The following is a 17,086-nucleotide window of genomic DNA, read 5'->3' on the forward strand; positions in this document are numbered from 1 at the left end:
CGGGTGTCAGACGGCCGAGGCCGCCGCGGCGCCCGCCTTGGCGCGGAAGGCGCCGAGGGTGGCGGCGGGGACGCCGCAGGCGGGGAGGAAGGCCTCGGCGCCGCCGTGGCGGGTGCGGACGCGGTCGAGGAAGACGGCCATGGCCTCCGCCGGGGCGTCGAGGAGCGGGGCGGGGATGGCGAGTTCGCGGCCCTCGGAGTCGGTGACCCGGGCGCCGCGGGCGTTGAGCGCGGTGCGGTGGCGCTCGGAGAGGCCGGCGAAGATCTGCGGCAGGGCGTCGGCGGTGCGGGCGTAGTCGGCGACGATCCGCTCGGCGGGCACGCCGAGGAGGTCCAGCAGCAGGGCGGTCAGCAGGCCGGTGCGGTCCTTGCCGGCGGCGCAGTGCAGGAGGACGGCGCCCGGGCGGGCGGCGGCCTCGACGGCGGCGGTGACGGCCTCGGGCGCGGACTCGGCCAGCAGCACGTAGTAGTCGCCGAGGTCGGCGGCGGTGGCCATGGTGCGCATCCGGGCGGCGAGGCCGTCGCCGGTGGGGTTCACCGGGGCGGCGACGACGGCTATCCCGGCGGCCTCGGCGGCGGCCCAGTCGGCGGGGTCGGTCTCGCGGGTGTCGCGCAGGTCGACGATGGTGCGGATGTCGCAGGCGCGCAGCTGGGCGACGGTGGCCTCGTCGGCGGCCGGGAACGGCTGGGCGGAGCGGTACAGCACGCCGGGGCGGATCCGCAGGCCCTCGGGGTCGCCGAGGACGGCGGAGTCGCGGAAGTTGACCAGGGACATGCGCGGGGCCTTTCGGTGGGGCCGTGGGGGGAGGGACCGGACATCCAGATGTGCATCAAGACATCTAGATGTCTAGTCCCTCCCCGGGGTGCGGGGCAAACCACGGTCGCCCGCACCCCTCCATCCCACCCCCGCCGACCGGTCCCGTCGACCGGAGCGAGGGGACGGGGTGGGCGGGCGGTGGGCCCGGCCGTGGGCAGGCTGCGGGCGGCGGCGGGCCCGGGGTTCGTAGGATCGGGCGTGTGGCGACGAACCCTCCCAGCACCCCGCTCTACCGACGGCTGGCCCGGCGGCTCCAGGAACGGATCGACGCCGGCGCGTACCCGGCGGGCGCCCGGCTGCCGAGCGAGCCCGAGCTGAGCGCCGAGTTCGGGGTGAACCGGCTGACCGTCCGGCAGGCGGTGGCGGAGCTGGAGCGGGCCGCCGTGGTGGAGATCCGGCGGGGCGTGGGCACGTTCGTCCGCCCGCCGGCCGTCCGCGTCTCGATCGCGGTGGATCCGCGCAGCCAGCGCTTCGACCTGGGCAGCGTGCACGCCGCACTCCCCGACACCGGCGACGGCGAGTTCGTGCTGGGCACCCCGCCGGCGGCCGGGTCGGTGGAGGACGAGGAGGCGGCCCGGCAGCTGGGCCGGGCGCCGGCCGAGCTGTCCCGGGTGGACACGGTGATCCGGCTCGGCGGCCAGGCCCGGGCGGTGTGCAGCTACTGGGTGCCGTTCGGCCCGCTGCCGGAGGCCCTGGTGCGGCCCGGCCGGCCCGGGAACCTGGTGCTGGACCTGGCCCGCGCGGCCGGGGTGGAGCTGGAGTACGACTGGCGGGCGTTCGGCGCGATCGGCGCGGACCTGGCCGACGCCGAGTTGCTGGGCGTCCCGCCGGGCACCCCTCTGCTGGTCCGCGAGGGGGTCAGCTGCACCCCGGACGGCGCCCCGGCGCTGTACGTCCGGCGGCGGATCGACGGCAGCAGCGCGCGCTTCGTCCTGAACTTCCGCGAGCCCAGGCCGGAAGGACCGTCCGGCCCTGCGGCCGATCCGCCGCCCGGACCGCGATAGCGCCAGGTCAGCCGCCCACCCCGCACCGTTCGGCGCCGTATCGATCCTGCTAAAGTTCCGCGCCGGATCATCACGCGTCACGGGGGGCGGAGTACCGCGGTGTCCGAGGGGACCGAACACGACATACCCACCGAACTCGCCGAGGCCTACCTCGGGCTGCTCGCCGACGCCTCCCGCACCGGGAGGCTGCTGCGCCGGGACGAACTGGAGTGCCTGCGCACGCTCGGCGAGCACTGTGCCGAGGCCGGGTACGGGCTGCGCGACGTCGTCGCGCACTGCCTGGCGGCCACCCGGCGGGCCTGGCAGACGCTGCCGGGCATCACCGCGGCGGGCGGTGTCGGCGAACTGCGCCGGACCGGCGACGCCGTGCTCGCGGCGACCGAGGCCGCACTGGCCGCGCTCGGCGAGGGGCACGAGCGCGCGCAGCGCATGGCGGTCCGCCAGCAGGAGTCCGCGCGGCGCGAGTTCATCGACGACCTGCTGTACGGCCGCAGCGACCTGGGCCTGCTGGCGGAGCGCGCGGAGCGATTCGGGCTCCGGCTGGCGGGCGCGTACGCGGTGGCGGTGGCCGTCGGCGACACGCCGTACGCGGACGTCCACCCGCTGGTGAACCGGGTGGAACGGGAGCTGGTCGGGCGGTTCGGCGAGCGGGACGTCCTGCTCGCCGGCAAGGACGGCCGGCTGGTGTGCATCGTCCCGGACACCGAACGCGCCGTCCTGGAGGCCTTCGCCGACCTGGCGCTGCGCCCCGGCCCCGGCTACCGCCCGGTGCTGCGGGTGGCCACCGGGCGCCGGCATTCGGGGGCCAGCGGGGTGCTGCGCAGCTACGAGGAGGCGCTGGGCGCGCTGGACTACGCGGACCGGCTGGACCTGCCGGCGCAGCAGCTGAAGGCCGAGGAACTGCTGGTCTTCCCCGTGTTGATGCGCGACCGGGCGGCGATGGCCGACCTGGTGCGCAGCGTGCTGGGCCCGCTGACCGAGGCGCGCGGCGGCGCCCGCCCCCTGCTGGACACCATCGCGGTGCAGGCGGAGGCCGCGTACGTGAACGCGGAGGCGGCCCGGCGGCTGGGGCTGAGCGTGCGCACGCTCGGCTACCGGCTGGAGCGGATCAAGGCGCTGACCGGCTACGACCCGTCGGACGCCCTGCAGCGGTTCACCCTGGAGACGGCGGCGATGGGCGCCCGGCTGCTGAACTGGCCGGAGCAGCCGCTGTAGGCGCCTGGCCAAACGCCCCCGGCAGTGCGTTCCAGGGTGTCAAAGGGCCGTAAAGATTGCCGGATCCTGGCAATGTGCGAACGGCCCCTCCGCTGTCACGATCTCCATGGCGCCGAGGTGCGGTGCCGTGGGAACAGCGGGGGAGCGTGGCCGGGGTGGGGGGATTCGTCGCGGCCGCGCTGGCTTTTCCGACGGCGCTCTTCAGCTTCGCGCTGGTGGTGGTCGTCGGGTACTGGCTGCTGATGCTGGTCGGCGGCCTGGGCTTCGACGCCCTGCACGGGGGACACGGCGTCGGGCATGCCGGTCACGTCGGCCATGCCGGTCACGCGGGCGACCTGGGGCACGGTGCCGGGGGGCACACGGCCCACGGGGGACACGGGGCCGCCCAGGACGGGCACGGCGCCGACGGCGGGGGCGCCCACCACCACGGAGGCGTGCTGGACGCGCTGGGGCTGGGCGGGGTGCCCGTGACGGTGGCGGTGTCGCTGCTGGTCGCGCTCGCCTGGTTCGTCAGCCTGGCCGGCACCGTCCTCACCTCGGGGGCACCGGCGCGCGGCGGCGTGTTCGCCGTCGCGCTGGTCGCCTCCTGGGCTGGCACCCGGCTGCTGGTCCGGCCGCTGTCCCGGCTGTTCCCCGAAGACCGCCCGGCGACCCGGGGGGACTTCGTCGGCCGCGTCTGCGTGATCCGCACCGGCCGGGTGACGGCCGACTTCGGGCAGGCGGAGGTCACCGCCGAGGACGGCTCCACCGCGACCGTCCAGGTCCGCACGCTCACCGAAGAGCCCGGGTTGGCGGCCGGCCGCACCGCCCTGATCTTCGACTACGACGCCGACGGCGAGCACTTCCTGGTGGCGCCGTTCGACCCGGCGCTACCGGGCGGCTGACTCCCCCGGGCGTCCCCTCTCCTCCCTTCATCCCCTTTGTTCTGCTTGTACTGCTTGTTCTGCTGTTCCGTTCCCATCCGCTTTCATCCGCTTTCATCTGCTTTCATCTGCTCGACTTCGCACCATCTCGTCATCTCGTCAAAGGACTCCGTGATGGACACCATCGCCGTGGGTTTCGGCATTCTCGTCGCCGTCGTACTGCTCATCGTGCTCGCCATGCTGCTGTTCGTGGGCCGCTTGTTCCAGAAGGTCGAGCAGGGCAAGGCGCTGATCGTCTCCCGTACCAAGAAGGTGGACGTCACCTTCACCGGCGCGATCGTCCTCCCGGTGCTGCACAAGGCCGAGTTGATGGACATCTCGGTGAAGACGGTGGAGATCCACCGCGCCGGCCGGGACGGGCTGATCTGCCGGGACAACATCCGGGCGGACATCCGGATCTCCTTCTTCGTGCGGGTGAACAAGACCGTCGAGGACGTCATCAAGGTCGCGCAGGCCATCGGCACCGCCCGCGCCAGCGACCCGTCCGCGATCCAGGAGTTCTTCGCGGCCAAGTTCGCCGAGGCGCTGAAGACCGTCGGCAAGCAGCTCGACTTCACCGACCTCTACACCCACCGGCACGAGTTCCGGGACCAGATCATCGCGGTCATCGGCACCGACCTCAACGGCTACACCCTTGAGGACGCGGCCATCGACCACCTCGAACAGACCCCGATGAACCAGCTGGACTCCGACAACATCCTCGACGCCCAGGGCATCCGCAAGATCACCGAGCTGACGGCGATCGAGCACGTGCGCACCAACGAGTACCAGCGCACCGAGGAGAAGGAGATCACCCGGCAGAACGTGGACGCCCGGGAGGCCGTCCTCGAACTCCAGCGCCGCCAGGCCGACGCCGAGATCCGCCAGCGCCGCGAGATCGAGACCCTGCGCGCCACGGAGGACGCGGTGATCGCCCGGGTCCAGGAGGAGGAGCGGCTGAACGCCCAGACCGCCTTCCTCCGGACCGAGGAACTGCTCGGCGTGCAGCGCGAGAACCAGGCCCGCGAGGTCGCGGTGGCGCAGAAGAACCGCGAGCGGGTGATCGCGGTGGAGAACGAGCGGATCGAGAAGGACCGCCTGCTGGAGGTCATCGGCCGCGACCGGGAGACCGAACTCGCCACCATGGCCAAGCAGAAGGAGGTCGAGTCCCGCCGGCGGGAGGTCGCCGACGTGGTCCGCGAACGGGTGGCGGTCGAGCGGACCGTCGCCGAGCAGGAGGAGGCCGTCAAGACGCTGCGCGCCACCGAGGACGCCGAGCGCACCCGCCGCGCGGTGATCATCCAGGCCGAGGCGCAGGCGCAGGAGAAGCTCGTCAAGGACATCAAGGCCGCCGAGGCCGCCGAGCAGGCCGCCTCGCACAAGGCCCGCGAGTCGCTGGTGCTGGCCGAGGCCCGGCAGCAGGCCGCCGAACTGGACGCCACCGCCAAGATCCGGATGGCCGAGGGCATCCGGGCGGAGGCCGCCGCCGAGGGGCTGGCCCAGGTGCAGGTGCGCGAGCAGGAGGCCGCGGCGGTGGAGAAGGTCGGCCGCGCCGAGGCCGCCGTCCAGGCCGAGAAGGCGAAGGCCGCCGCGCTGGAGATCGGCGCCAAGCTGAAGGCCGAGGCCGAGGGCCTCACCGAGAAGGCCGCGGCGATGGCGAAGCTGGACGAGGCCTCGCGCGGGCACGAGGAGTACCGGCTGCGGCTGGCCGCCGAGAAGGACGTCCGGCTGGCCGGGCTGGACACCCAGCGGCAGATCGCCGAGGCGCAGGCCGCGCTGGTCGCGACCGGGTTGGAGAAGGCGAAGATCGACATCGTCGGCGGGGACGGGGTGTTCTTCGACCGCCTGGTGCAGTCGGTGACGGCCGCCAAGAGCGTCGACGCCTTCGTCGGGCACTCGCAGACCGCCCAGGCCCTGGCCGGGCCCTGGCTCGACGGCAGCGCCAGCTTCACCGAGGACCTCACCCGGGTGCTGTCCTCGGTGTCCACGGCGGACGTGCAGAACCTGACGGTGTCCGCGCTGCTGATGCGGATGATCGGCGCCGGAGGCGGCGAGCAGGCCGGGCAGCTGCGGCAACTGCTCACCTCGGCACAGAAGTTGGGGATCGCCGAGACCTCGATCGGGGCGCTGGCTTCGGTCAACGGCTCCAAGTGAGCGCCTGAGTCGCGCGAGTCGCCCGAGTACCCGATCTCCTGAGCAGTTGAGAAACTGAGCAGTTCAGAAACTGAGTAGTTGAGGAACTGACGTGGTGGACGCCCTCGACGCCCGGCTCGACGCCGGCACCTACGAGGTCCTGCGCGGCCGGCTCGCCCGGTCCGCCGCCGAACTCGCCGACCGCGCGCAGGCGTTGAACGCCCGCCGGGTCGAGGAGTTCGGCGGCGGGGAACTGCGGCTGGTCGGCACCGGCCGGCTCACCACCGGCCGGGCCTGCCTCCCGCAGGACCTCACCGCCGTCGGCGGGCTGCTGCTGCTCGGCACCCGCCCGGGCAGCGCGCCCGACACCGCCGTCACCGCTTCCACCGTCTCCGTCTCCGGTTCCGCCGGCGCCCCGGCCGAGGGCTCCCCGGGTGCCGGGCCGCTCGGGGAAGTCCTGAGCGTCCACCACCCCGACCTCACCCCCGCCCCCGCCGAGGGCACCCTGCTGGACGACCCGCGCCTTCGCCAGGACCTCGCCGACCTGCACCGCTACTTCCGCGACGCCCGGCTGGAACGGCTGCGCCCCGTCGGCGGCCGCCTGCTCGCCGTCTTCCGCACCGGCCCCGCCGCCGCCGACGTCCGGGTGCTGCGCTGGCGCCCCGTCGACGACCTCGCCGACGACGGGCACCCCGCCTACCAGGACGGGCGCGGCGAACGCGACCACACCGCCGCCGACGGCCAGCAGCTCACCTGGACCGCCCTCACCCGGGACGACCAGCTGCCCGCCGCCGCCGGCAGCCCGCCGCGCGCCGACCTCGGCGGCGAACTCCGGCTCGGCATCGACGGCGGCCGGCTGACCGTCAGCACCCCCGACGGCCGCGAGCTGCACCGCGAACCCCTCGCCGAGGCCCTGCAGACCCTCGCCGACGCCCAGATCGCCCACGCCCGGCTCGGCACCCTGCTGCTGGTGCGCGTGCGCCCGTACCAGGAGGAGACCGTCCGGCACCTGGTCTGCCACCTGCCCACCGGCCGGGTCACCCGGATCGACGCGCTCGGCCAGGCCTGCCTGCGGCTGCCCGCCGACCAGGGCGTGGCCTTCCCCGGCGGCTGCCACCTCACCGACGGCACCGTGCGCAGCTACGACCAGCCGGTGGACGGCCTGGCCTACGAGCGCACCCTCGTCTCGCCCAACGGCGAGGACGTGCTGTACGAGTTCCGCTCCCCCGCCGACGGCCGCGCCCTGCTCCAGCCGTACAACAGCGTCCGCCAGGAGGCCGCCGCCCCGCTGCCCTGCCAGGGCTACGCGCTGCTCGCCGACGGCACCCTGATCGCCCTCCGCCCGGCCGAGGACGGGCCCACCCGGCTGCACCCCGTCCAGCTGTGGCAGACCCCGTTCACCAGTGAGCGCCACGCGGCCGCGCAGCCGCCCGGGACCGGCCCGCTCGCCCGGATCGGCAACGCCGACCTCGTCCGCGGCCTCGCCGACTGCCTCTCCCTGGCCCGGCTCGCCGCCGCCGGCGCCGACACCCCGGCCGGCCACCAGGCCGTCCTCGCCGCCTGCACCCGCACCGCCGACCGGCACCACTGGCTGGGCCAGCCCGGGCTCGGCGACCTCGCCGCCCCGCTCGCCGAGATCCGCGACACCGCCCGGCAGGTCATCGCCGAGTACGAGGCCGTCGCCGAACTCACCGCGCACGCCGCCCGGCAGACCGAACAGGCCGCCGAGCACGTCGAAGGCCTGCTGCGCACCGCCCGCGGCGAGACCCTCGCCGACGCCGCCGAATGGGTCGACCGGCTCGCCGGGCTGCGCCGCGCCCAGGGCCGGATCGAGGCGCTGCGCGACCTGCCGCGCGCCGACCCCGCCCGGATCGACGCGCTCGCCGCCCACCTCGCCGAAGGCCTGGCCGAAGCCGCCGCCCGCGCCGTCGGACACCTCGCCGAGCCCGAGGCCTTCGCCCCGCACCGCCGGCGCGCCGGCGAACTCGCCGACCGCTGCGCCGCCCTCACCACCGCCGCCGAAGCCGAGCCGCTGGACCTCCGGATCTCCGAGCAGAGCGAGGCGTTGCAGACCGTCTCGGAGCTCGTCGGCACCCTCGACCTGGCCGACGCCACCACCCGCACCGCCATCCTCGACCGGCTCGCCGACGTCCTCGGGCTGCTGAACCGCGCCCGCGCCGCCCTCACCGTCCGCCGCCGCGACCTGCGCACCCGCGAGGCCGCCGCCGAGTTCGCCGCCGAAACCGCCCTGCTCGCCCAGGCCACCACCGCCGCGCTCGCCGCCGCCGACACCCCCGAGGCCTGCGACGAACAGCTCGGCCGGCTCCTGCTGCGGATCGAGCAGTTGGAGACCCGCTTCGCCGACGCCGACCCGGCGCTGGGCGAACAACTCGCCGACCGGCGCACCGGAATCCACGACGCCCTCACCGCCCGCCGCCAGCACCTGCTGGAGGAGCGGGCCCGCCGCGCCGACCGGATCGCCGCCTCCGCCGAACGCATCCTCGACACCCTGCACCGGCGGCTCACCGCCCTCGACACCGCGGCCGAGATCGACGCCGCCCTCGCCGCCGACCCGACCGCCGTCAAACTCCGCGACCTCGCCGCCCAGTTGACCGCGCTCGGCGACCGCGTCCGGGCCGAGGAGCTGACCGGACGGCTGCGCGCCGCCCGCAGCCGCGCCCACCGGGCCCGACGCGACCGCGCCGAACTCGCCGGCGACGGCCCCGGCACCCTGCGACTGGGCCGCCACCTGTTCGCCGTCACCACCCAGCGGCCCGAACTCACCCTCGTCCCCTGGCGCGGCCGCCCCGCCTTCACCCTCACCGGCACCGACTACCGCTCCCCCGTCGCCGACCCGGCGTTCGCCGCCACCGAGCGCTACTGGAGCCGGCCGCTGCCCTCCGAGACCCCCGCGCTCTACCGGTCCGAATACCTCGCCGCCAGCCTGCTGCTGGCCGCCGAACCGGACGGGCTGGACGCCCTGCGTGACACCCTGCGCACCGAGGGCGACCTGCTGGAGTTCGTCCGCCGCGCCGCCGAACAGCGCCCGGACGAGGGCTACCAGCGCGGCGTCCACGACCACGACGCGGCGCTGCTGCTTCGTGCCCTGCTCGAACTCCACGCCGAAGCCGGCCTGTTGCGCCACCCGGCGGCCGCCCGGGCGGCCGCGCAGCTGTACTGGGCGCACGGCGCCGACGAGCGGCAGCGGCTGGTCTGGCACACCCGGGCCCGCTCGCTCGCCCTCGCTCTCACCCTCGCCCGGCAGGCCTTCGGCGGCGCACCGGCTTCGGCCGCACCGGCGGCCCTGACCGCCCTGGACTCCCTGGCCGGTGAACTGAGCTCCGCCGTCACGGAGTTCACCTCGCACCCGCAGCCCGCCGGCCCGTACCTGGTGGCCGAACTCGCCGCCGCCACACCCACCTTCGCGTATGCGCCGGGGGCCGCCGCGCTGCTCGACAAGTTCCACGCCGCACCCGAGTCCGCCGGCCTCACCGAAGCGCTGGCCGCACTGCCCGCCGAACCCGCCCTGCTGCCCGCCAGGCGCCAACTCGCCCAGGCCTGGCTGGAGTCGAGCGCCGTCGACGCCGACCCCGGAGACCTCGCCGAGGCCACCGCCGCGCTCCTCTGCCCGTCCCTGCCACGCCGGCCCGCCGAAGGCGCCGCCACCACCCGCCTCACCGGCCTGCTCGGCGACCACCCCCGGCTCCCGGGCGGCGCGCTCGACCTGCGCCTCGACGAACTCCTTGCCCGCGTCGCCGAGTTCGCCGCCACCGAGGCCCCCGGATACCGCGCCTACCAGCGGCTGCGCGCCGATCTGCTGGCCGCCGAGCACACCCGGCTACGCCTCGACCAGTACCGGCCGGCCCCGCTCAACGGCTTCGTCCGCAACCAGCTCATCGACCAGGTCTACCTGCCGCTGGTCGGCGACAACCTCGCCAAACAGCTCGGCACCGCCGACACCGGCGGACCGGTCGACCGCAGCGGCCTGCTACTCCTGGTCTCCCCGCCCGGCTACGGCAAGACCACCCTCGTCGAGTACCTCGCCGAACGGCTCGGCCTGCTGCTGGTCACCGTCAGCGGCCCCGCGCTCGGCCACCGGGTCACCTCCCTCGACCCCGCCGAGGCCCCCGACGCCACCTCCCGCCGCGAGATCGAGAAGCTCAACTTCGCCCTGCACGCGGGCGACAACGTGCTGCTCTACCTCGACGACGTCCAGCACACCTCGCCCGAGCTCCTCCAGCGCTTCATCCCGCTCTGCGACGCCCAGCGCCGGATCGACGGGGTGTGGGACGGCGAGGCCCGCGAGTGGGACCTGCGCGGCAAGCGCTTCGCCGTCGTCATGGCCGCCAACCCGTACACCGAGTCCGGCCGCCTCTTCCGGCTGCCCGACATGCTCGCCAACCGCGCCGACGTCTGGAACCTCGGCGACGTCATCGCCGGGCGCGAGGACCTCTTCGCGCTCAGCTTCGTCGAGAACGCGCTGCCCGCCAACCCGCACCTGGCCCCGCTCGCCACCGCCGACCGCGCCGACCTGGACACCCTGCTGGCCCGCGCCACCGGCACCCCGGGCGGCACCCTCGCGGGCGCCTGGCCCGCCGCCGAGACCGACCGGATGACCGCCGTCCTCGCCGGACTGCTCCACCTGCGCGGCACCGTCCTCGCCGTCAACCGCGCCTACCTGGCCTCCGCCGCCCAGGACGACCGCACCCGCACCGAACCCCCGTTCCTCCTCCAGGGCTCCTACCGCACCATGGCCAAACTCGCCCAGCGCCTCGACCCGGCGCTCACCCGCCCCGAACTCGACGCCCTCCTCACCGACCACTACCGCGCCGAAGCACAGCCCCTCGGCGCCGACGCCGAAGCACAGCTGCTGAAGCTGGCCGAACTCCGAGGCCGCCTCACCCCCGCCCAGGCCACCCGCTGGGAGGAGCTCAAGCGCACCCGGCGGGGGTGACGGGCCCGGCGGCGTTCCCCGTGTCAGGGGTCGGTTCGGCTCCTCTGCGCCGCGCTACGTGGTCGGCACCTCGACACCGCGCTACGGGGCCGACGCCTCGGCGTCGCGCTGGGGGGCCAACACCTTGGCCAGCGGGGTCCGCTGCTCCGCCCAGGACACCAGCATCTCGCGGTCGATCAAGGTCGCGCCCACCGTCGGCAGGGCGGCGAACTCCCGCGCCGGCTTCGAGAACCCGCGGTTCGTCACGATGAGGATGATCCCGGCCTGGAACACCGCCCTGGCGCCGCCGAGCGCGTGCTGCACGACCGGCTGGCCGACCGTCGCCCTCGGGTCACCGGAGTGCTTGCACTGCACCATGAACGGGACGTTCAGGTCGGTGACCCCGAGGACGTCGCCGCCCATGTCGCCGGCGCCGCCCTGCACCCGCGTGACGGTGAACCCGTCCCGTTCCAGCAGCGCCGCGACGGTGTGCTCGAAGGTCGTGAAGTGACCGTCGTCGATCTGCCCCAGGGTGATCGTGCTGCGCTTGGAGAACGCCTCGGTGGACATCCTCTCGTCGAGCATCCGCTCGTCGAACGTCCTTCCGTCCGCCGTCCCGCCCTCGTCCATGTGCCACTGGCGGCGGCCGACCTTCGCGACCACCTCGACGGCGACGGCCCGCGCCTGCCGGTCGATCTCACCGAGGCCGAGGCCGTCCGCGTCCCACCGGGGCGCGGCCTCGCCACCGCTCTCCGCCGCCGCCTCGTCCAGGCGTCCAGCCCAGTAGTGGCGCTCAAGATCGCCGAGAGTCCTCCGCAGGCCGCACAGGTCGCGCTGCCACCCGTGGATCCGCAGCGCCAGCGATCCCAACCACCGGTCCAGGTCCGGGGGCGCCGGAAAGAGGCTGAGCTCCTCGGCCCGCAGGATCGCCCGCTCGATCAGGTCCACGGTGTCGACCACCGTCTCGATCAGATCGACGGTGTCGCGGAGCGAGCGCCGGAGCCCCTTCGCGCCGACGGTGTGCCGGACGAGCACCATCGACTCACTGCGGTACCGGTCGCCGAACCGGTCGCGGTCCCGCTCGTACGAGAGCCACCGTTCCAGGGCCTCGACCGCCTGGTCCACGAACCACCGCAGGTCGCCGCGCTCGTCGTCCTCGTACTCGTACATACCGCCCCTCCCGTGAACCACCAGGGGCAGCCTAGGCAACGGGTCCGACACTGCGAGCGGCGCCGACCAGTGCGGGCCAGTGCCGACCAGTGCCGACCAGCGTCAACCCGCTGCCCGCCTACCGTCGGCGGGCGGCCGCCAGCAGGGCGGGGACGGTGGCGAGCTTGACGCGGGGGCGGCCCTCGGCCTCGCCCCGGGCGCGCTCCGCCCGCTCCACCGCCCGCAGTCCCTTGAGCCCGACGGCGTCCGGGCGGCGGTGGCGGACGAGGCGGTCGAAGTCCGCGCGGCTCGCCGCCGGGGCGGCCAGCGCGTGGGCCGCCGCGTCGTCCAGGAGCGCGTCCACGGTCTCGCGGGCGCACGCCCGGTTGGCGCCGATCCCGCCGGACGGCCCGCGCTTGGCCCACCCCACCACGTACGTCCCGGGCAGCGGCCGCCCCGTCACCGGGTCCACGACCCGCCCGCCCCGGTGCGCGACCGTCGCCGTCCGCTCATCGAAGGGCAGCCCGGGCACCGGTACGCCCCGGTGCCCTATGGAGCGCACCACCAGGCCGGCCAGCAGCGTGTCCGTCTCCCCGGTCGGCTCGACTGCCTGGTCGCCCGCGAGGGTGGTCCGCGCGACGGTCAGGCCCGTCACCCGCCCGCTCCCGGCAGACGTGCCGGGCCCGCCGGGCGGGGTGAGCGCGGTGAGCGCGGTGAGCGCGGTCGGCGCGGACAGGAAGCGCAGCACGATCCGCCGGCCCGACGCCGGCTCGGCGCCCCCGTCGAACGGCACCAGCGGCAGCCCGGCGAGCAGCGCGGCCCGCGCGTCCGACGCGGTCGTCCCGGCCGCCTCCTCGATCGCCGCCCGCACCTCCGGGTGGTCCTCGACCACCACCTCGACGCCCGGCAGTTGCCGCAGCGCCAGGAACTCCGCCTTGGTCCAGGCCGCTTGGGCGGGCCCGCGACGGGCGAGCAGCACGACCTCCCGCACCCGGCTGCGACGCAGTGCGGCGAGGGCGTGGTCGGCGATGTCGGTGGTGGCGAGCCGGTCGGGGTCGGTGAGCAGGATGCGCGCGATGTCGACGGCGACGTTGCCGTTGCCGATGACGACCACCCGTTCGGCGCCGGGCCCGGACAGCTCCACCGCGTCGGCGGGCACGGTCGGTTGGGCGTTGTACCAGCCGACGAAGGTGGTCGCGGGCAGGCTGCCCGGCAGGTCCTCGCCGGGGATGCCGAGCCGCCGGTCGGCGGCCGCGCCGACGGCGTACACGACGGCGTGGTGGTGGGCGGCGAGTTCCTCGTGGGTGAGGTCGGTACCGATGTCCACGTTGAGGTGCATCCGCAGCCGGGGGTCGTGGAAGACGCCGGCGAAGCTGTCCGCGATGCGCTTGGTGGACTGGTGGTCGGGCGCGACCCCGTGCCGCAGCAGGCCGCCGGTGACGGGCAGCCGGTCGATCATGGTGATCTCGGCGCCGGTGCTGCGCAGCAGTTCCTGCGCGGTGTACCCGGCGGACGGGCCGGTGCCGACGATGGCGACGCGCAGCGTGCCGATCCCGTCGGGCAGGCTGCGCGGGAAGGCGGGCGCACCCCAGGCGTGGTCGTTGGGGTGGTCGCGGTACCAGTCGCGGTTGAGGTCGCCGAACACGGTGTCGGGCCCGCGCAGCCGGTCGACGGGGAACACCGCGTCCACGGGGCAGGCGTCCGCGCAGGCGCCGCAGTCGATGCAGGCCGCCGGGTCGATGTACAGCATGTCGGTGGTGCCGAACTCCGGTTCGTCCGGGGTCGGGTGGATGCAGTTGACCGGGCAGACGGACACGCACGAGGCGTCGTTGCAGCAGGTCCGGGTGATCGCGTAGGCCATGGCCGGGGTGGGGTCCCTCGCTACAGGTGGTGAAGTGCGGGAGTCGGAGCCTTTGTTGACGTGTCGCTCTTGACCTGCCGTTTTTGATGTGCCGTCAGAGCATGTGGATGCGCCGGTAGATGGCGGCCGAGCGGCTGGTGAGCAGTCCCGTCTCGGCGAGGAACGCGATCAGGTGCCGGGAACTGGTGCGCATCATCGCCTTGCGGTGCTCGTTGGCCCGCACTTCGGCGATCGCCCGCTGGGTGTCGAGCCCGGCGGCCCGGTAGACGCCGGGGTGCACCATGCTGGAGACGATGACGTACGCGCCGACGGCGATGCCGGTGGCCGAGGTGCGGCGGCGGGCGGGGCCGGCGTGGCGCACCCGTTCGCGGATCTCCTGCCGGGCGAACTTCATGTGCCGCGACTCCTCGACGACGTGGATCCGGGAGGTGCCGCGGACGATCTCCAGGACGTTCTCGCCGCGCATCCAGTCGCGCTGCATGACGTCGAGCACCTCTTCGGCCACCAGGATTCCGCCGTAGGCGAGTTCGCCCTTCGCCAGGGCCTTGAACGCGCGCCCGGCCTGGGCGATGACCTTGTTCGGCCGGTACGCGGGGACGCCCATCTTCTCGCAGGCGCGGGCGAACATGATCGAGTGGCGGCACTCGTCGGCGATCTCGGTGAGCGCGAACTGGAACTCGGCGTTGGCGGGGTTCTTCAGGTACTGATCGCGCAGCACCATCTGCTGGAGGATCATCTCGAACCATATCCCGGTGTTCATGATCGAGCAGACCTCGTGCCGGGTGAGGGTGACCCGCTGCTGCTCGGTCATCTCGTCCCACAGGCGGGTGCCGTAGAGGGTGCTCCACTCCGGGTTGAGGCCGTAGTGGTCGGCTGGGAGCGGTGCGTCCCAGTCGATCTCGGTCGAGGGGTCGTAGGAGAGGGTCGCGGCGGACTCCAGCAGTCGCTTCGAGACGTCGTCGTCGGCCGCGGTGTGGCCGTGCGCACCCGCCGCCTGCCCTGCCGCCGCGTTGGTGAGAGCCATGGCTGCCTCCAGTTGCCTGCCCCTACGGGTGCCCGCTCACCCGCTTATTAGACGGACAGTACAATAAGAGCCCGCCGCCGAGAACCCCCTGCGCAGCAGCGGACGGGCGCGCGCCACAACTCCCGTACCCCTTCGGGTCCGTGACCTCCCCCGGCCGCCCCCTCCACCCTCTCCGCACCCCACCCCCGGATACAGTGAGGCGTGATCACCAACCAGCCCGGGGCGGGTCCGGAGCGCGTCGCCTCCACCGGCGTACGGAACTTCCGCGACGCCGGCGGCGTCGGCTCCCTGCCGCGCGGCGTGCTGTACCGCTCCGCCGCCCTGCACGGCCTGCACGGCCTCTCGACGGAGGGCGCGGACACGCTGCGGCGCCTCGGCCTGCGGACGGTCGTCGACCTGCGCAGCGACCCGGAGGTGGCGGAGCGCCCGGATGCCGTCGACCTCGTCGACGGCCGGTACCTGCACGCACCGGTCTTCATCGAACGACGTTGGCCCGCCGATCAGTTGGAGCTGTACCCACTGATGGCCGAGCGCGCCGGCGCGGCGGCGGTGGCCGTCCTGCGCCGCCTGCTCGCCGGCGGGGGTGAGGCCGCGCCGGTCCTGGTCCACTGCGCCTCGGGCAAGGACCGCACGGGAGTCGTCGTCGCCGTCCTGCAGACGCTGCTGGGCGCCTCCGAGGCGGAGGTCCTCCAGGACTTCCTGCGCTCGAACGACGAACTGGGCCTCACCGACCCGCCCCCGGCCGGGGCCGCGCACAACGCCCTGCCCGTACGCGAAGTGCATCTGCAGCGCGCGCTGCTGTCGATCCGGAGTCAGCACGGATCGGTGGCGGAGTACCTCCTGGCGCACGGCGCGCGGGCCTCGGAGCTCGCCGCGGCGCGGCGGATCCCGGCCTGAACGAGCAGCCGGGCAGGGGCCGTCGAGTCCTCCGAACGAGCCCCCGCCCGGTCCTGCGCCGAGCGCCTCCGCGCCGTACCGCCCCTGGTTGCGCGCTACGCGGCGCCCAGCGCCTGCCGCAGCGCGTCGGCCGCCTCCGCCGTCGCCTCCCGGAAGCGGCGGCCGATGCCGAGGTAGCTGGCGTAGCCGTGGATGAGGTCCGGCTGCCGGCTCAGGCGCACCGTCACCCCGGCCGCCTTCAGCGCCTCGGCGTAGGCCTCGCCCTCGTCCCGCAGCGGGTCGAAGCCCGCGGTGCCGACGTAGGTGGGCGGAAGCCCGGACAGGTCTGCGGCGAGCAGGGGCGACAGGCGCGCATCCGTCCGGTCGGCCGGCCCGGGCGCGTAGCGGTCCAGGAACCAGTCCATGTCCGCGCTGGTCAGGAAGAAACCGTCGGCGAACAGGTCGCGCGAGGGCCGCCGGACGGAGGCGTCGACCGCCGGGTACAGCAGCAACTGGAACACCGGCGCCGGGCCGCCCCGCCGCACCGCCGCCTGTGTGGTGACGGCCGCCAGGTTCCCGCCCGCGCTGTCGCCGCCGATCGCGATCCGCTCCGGATCCGCGCCCAGGTCGGCCGCCTTGGCGTACGCGAAGTCGAACGCGGCCAGCGCGTCGTCCGCAGCCGCCGGGAACGCGTGCTCGGGCGCGCGCCGGTACTCCACCGACAGCACCCGCACCTGCGCCCGCTGCGCCAGGAACCGCACCACGTGGTCGTGGCTGGCCCGACTGCCGACCACCCAGCCCCCGCCGTGCAGGTACACCAGCAGCCCGGAACCCGCCGCCAGCCCGCCCGGCGTGTACAGCGTGGCCGCCAACTCGCCGTACTCCTGCGGGATTCCGACGTTCCGGACGGCCACCGGCTGGATCGTCGCCCCGCCCACCAGGTACCGCGCGTGCTCCATCGCCTCCCTCGACGGCCCGACCCCGGCGGGCAGCACCAAGGCGGCCTTCGACAGGCGCTGCAACTTGAGGATCAACTGCGCGTCCAGCGAGAGCACTTGACCGTCCCGCACCACCGGCGCGCCCGCGATCGCCCGCCGCAGCCCCTCCGGCAGCGCGTACGCGCCCCGGACGACGGCGGACTGGATCCGGACAGGGAAGGGAATCGCCATCTCT

Annotated in this window: 11 protein-coding genes; 6 read left to right on the forward strand and 5 right to left on the reverse strand. The window is 74.6% G+C overall.

Features of this window, described 5'->3' with window-relative positions:
* Window positions 1-6: 6 nt before the first annotated feature.
* Window positions 7-774 (reverse strand): tyrosine-protein phosphatase, encoded by a 768-nt coding sequence (locus ACIQVZ_RS06400; RefSeq protein ID WP_402447596.1) that lies wholly within the window; start codon window positions 772-774, stop codon window positions 7-9.
* A gap of 242 nt (window positions 775-1,016) precedes the next feature.
* On the opposite strand from ACIQVZ_RS06400, the gene ACIQVZ_RS06405 reads away from it, so the two are divergent.
* From ACIQVZ_RS06405 to ACIQVZ_RS06425, 5 genes are all read left to right on the forward strand, one after another.
* Complete coding sequence (locus tag ACIQVZ_RS06405) at window positions 1,017-1,820, forward strand: GntR family transcriptional regulator (RefSeq protein ID WP_402447598.1); 804 nt, start codon at window positions 1,017-1,019, stop codon at window positions 1,818-1,820.
* Between the two features lie 99 nt (window positions 1,821-1,919).
* On the forward strand, window positions 1,920-3,035 hold the full coding sequence (locus ACIQVZ_RS06410) for a helix-turn-helix domain-containing protein (RefSeq protein WP_350884785.1): 1,116 nt from the start codon (window positions 1,920-1,922) through the stop codon (window positions 3,033-3,035).
* 155 nt (window positions 3,036-3,190) lie between these two features.
* Entirely contained in the window at window positions 3,191-3,919 is a 729-nt protein-coding gene (locus ACIQVZ_RS06415; protein ID WP_402447600.1) for a hypothetical protein, read from the forward strand.
* 153 nt (window positions 3,920-4,072) lie between these two features.
* Window positions 4,073-6,091 (forward strand): flotillin family protein, encoded by a 2,019-nt coding sequence (locus ACIQVZ_RS06420; RefSeq protein WP_402447602.1) that lies wholly within the window; start codon window positions 4,073-4,075, stop codon window positions 6,089-6,091.
* Between the two features lie 91 nt (window positions 6,092-6,182).
* Entirely contained in the window at window positions 6,183-11,024 is a 4,842-nt protein-coding gene (locus ACIQVZ_RS06425; RefSeq protein WP_402447604.1) for a DNA repair ATPase, read from the forward strand.
* A gap of 81 nt (window positions 11,025-11,105) precedes the next feature.
* On the opposite strand, the gene ACIQVZ_RS06430 is transcribed toward ACIQVZ_RS06425, so the two are convergent.
* From ACIQVZ_RS06430 to ACIQVZ_RS06440, 3 genes are all read right to left on the reverse strand, one after another.
* The gene (locus ACIQVZ_RS06430; protein ID WP_402447606.1) at window positions 11,106-12,173 is read right to left on the reverse strand and encodes a restriction endonuclease; all 1,068 of its coding nucleotides are present in this window, start codon (window positions 12,171-12,173) and stop codon (window positions 11,106-11,108) included.
* A 118-nt stretch (window positions 12,174-12,291) separates the two neighbouring features.
* Window positions 12,292-14,013 (reverse strand): FAD-dependent oxidoreductase, encoded by a 1,722-nt coding sequence (locus ACIQVZ_RS06435; RefSeq protein ID WP_402447607.1) that lies wholly within the window; start codon window positions 14,011-14,013, stop codon window positions 12,292-12,294.
* Between the two features lie 94 nt (window positions 14,014-14,107).
* Window positions 14,108-15,037, reverse strand: coding sequence for a diiron oxygenase (locus ACIQVZ_RS06440; RefSeq protein ID WP_402447609.1), 930 nt, complete (start codon window positions 15,035-15,037; stop codon window positions 14,108-14,110).
* A gap of 201 nt (window positions 15,038-15,238) precedes the next feature.
* Between ACIQVZ_RS06440 and ACIQVZ_RS06445 the strand changes: the two genes are divergently transcribed.
* Window positions 15,239-15,934, forward strand: coding sequence for a tyrosine-protein phosphatase (locus tag ACIQVZ_RS06445; protein ID WP_402447611.1), 696 nt, complete (start codon window positions 15,239-15,241; stop codon window positions 15,932-15,934).
* 95 nt (window positions 15,935-16,029) lie between these two features.
* Here ACIQVZ_RS06445 and ACIQVZ_RS06450 read toward each other — a convergent pair whose 3' ends face one another.
* Window positions 16,030-17,082 carry an alpha/beta hydrolase gene (locus ACIQVZ_RS06450; RefSeq protein ID WP_402447614.1) on the reverse strand — a complete coding sequence of 351 codons (1,053 nt, stop codon included), beginning with the start codon at window positions 17,080-17,082 and terminating at the stop codon, window positions 16,030-16,032.
* Window positions 17,083-17,086: the final 4 nt, after the last annotated feature.

The organism is Kitasatospora sp. NPDC098663, assembly GCF_044760075.1.
Classification (GTDB): domain Bacteria; phylum Actinomycetota; class Actinomycetes; order Streptomycetales; family Streptomycetaceae; genus Kitasatospora.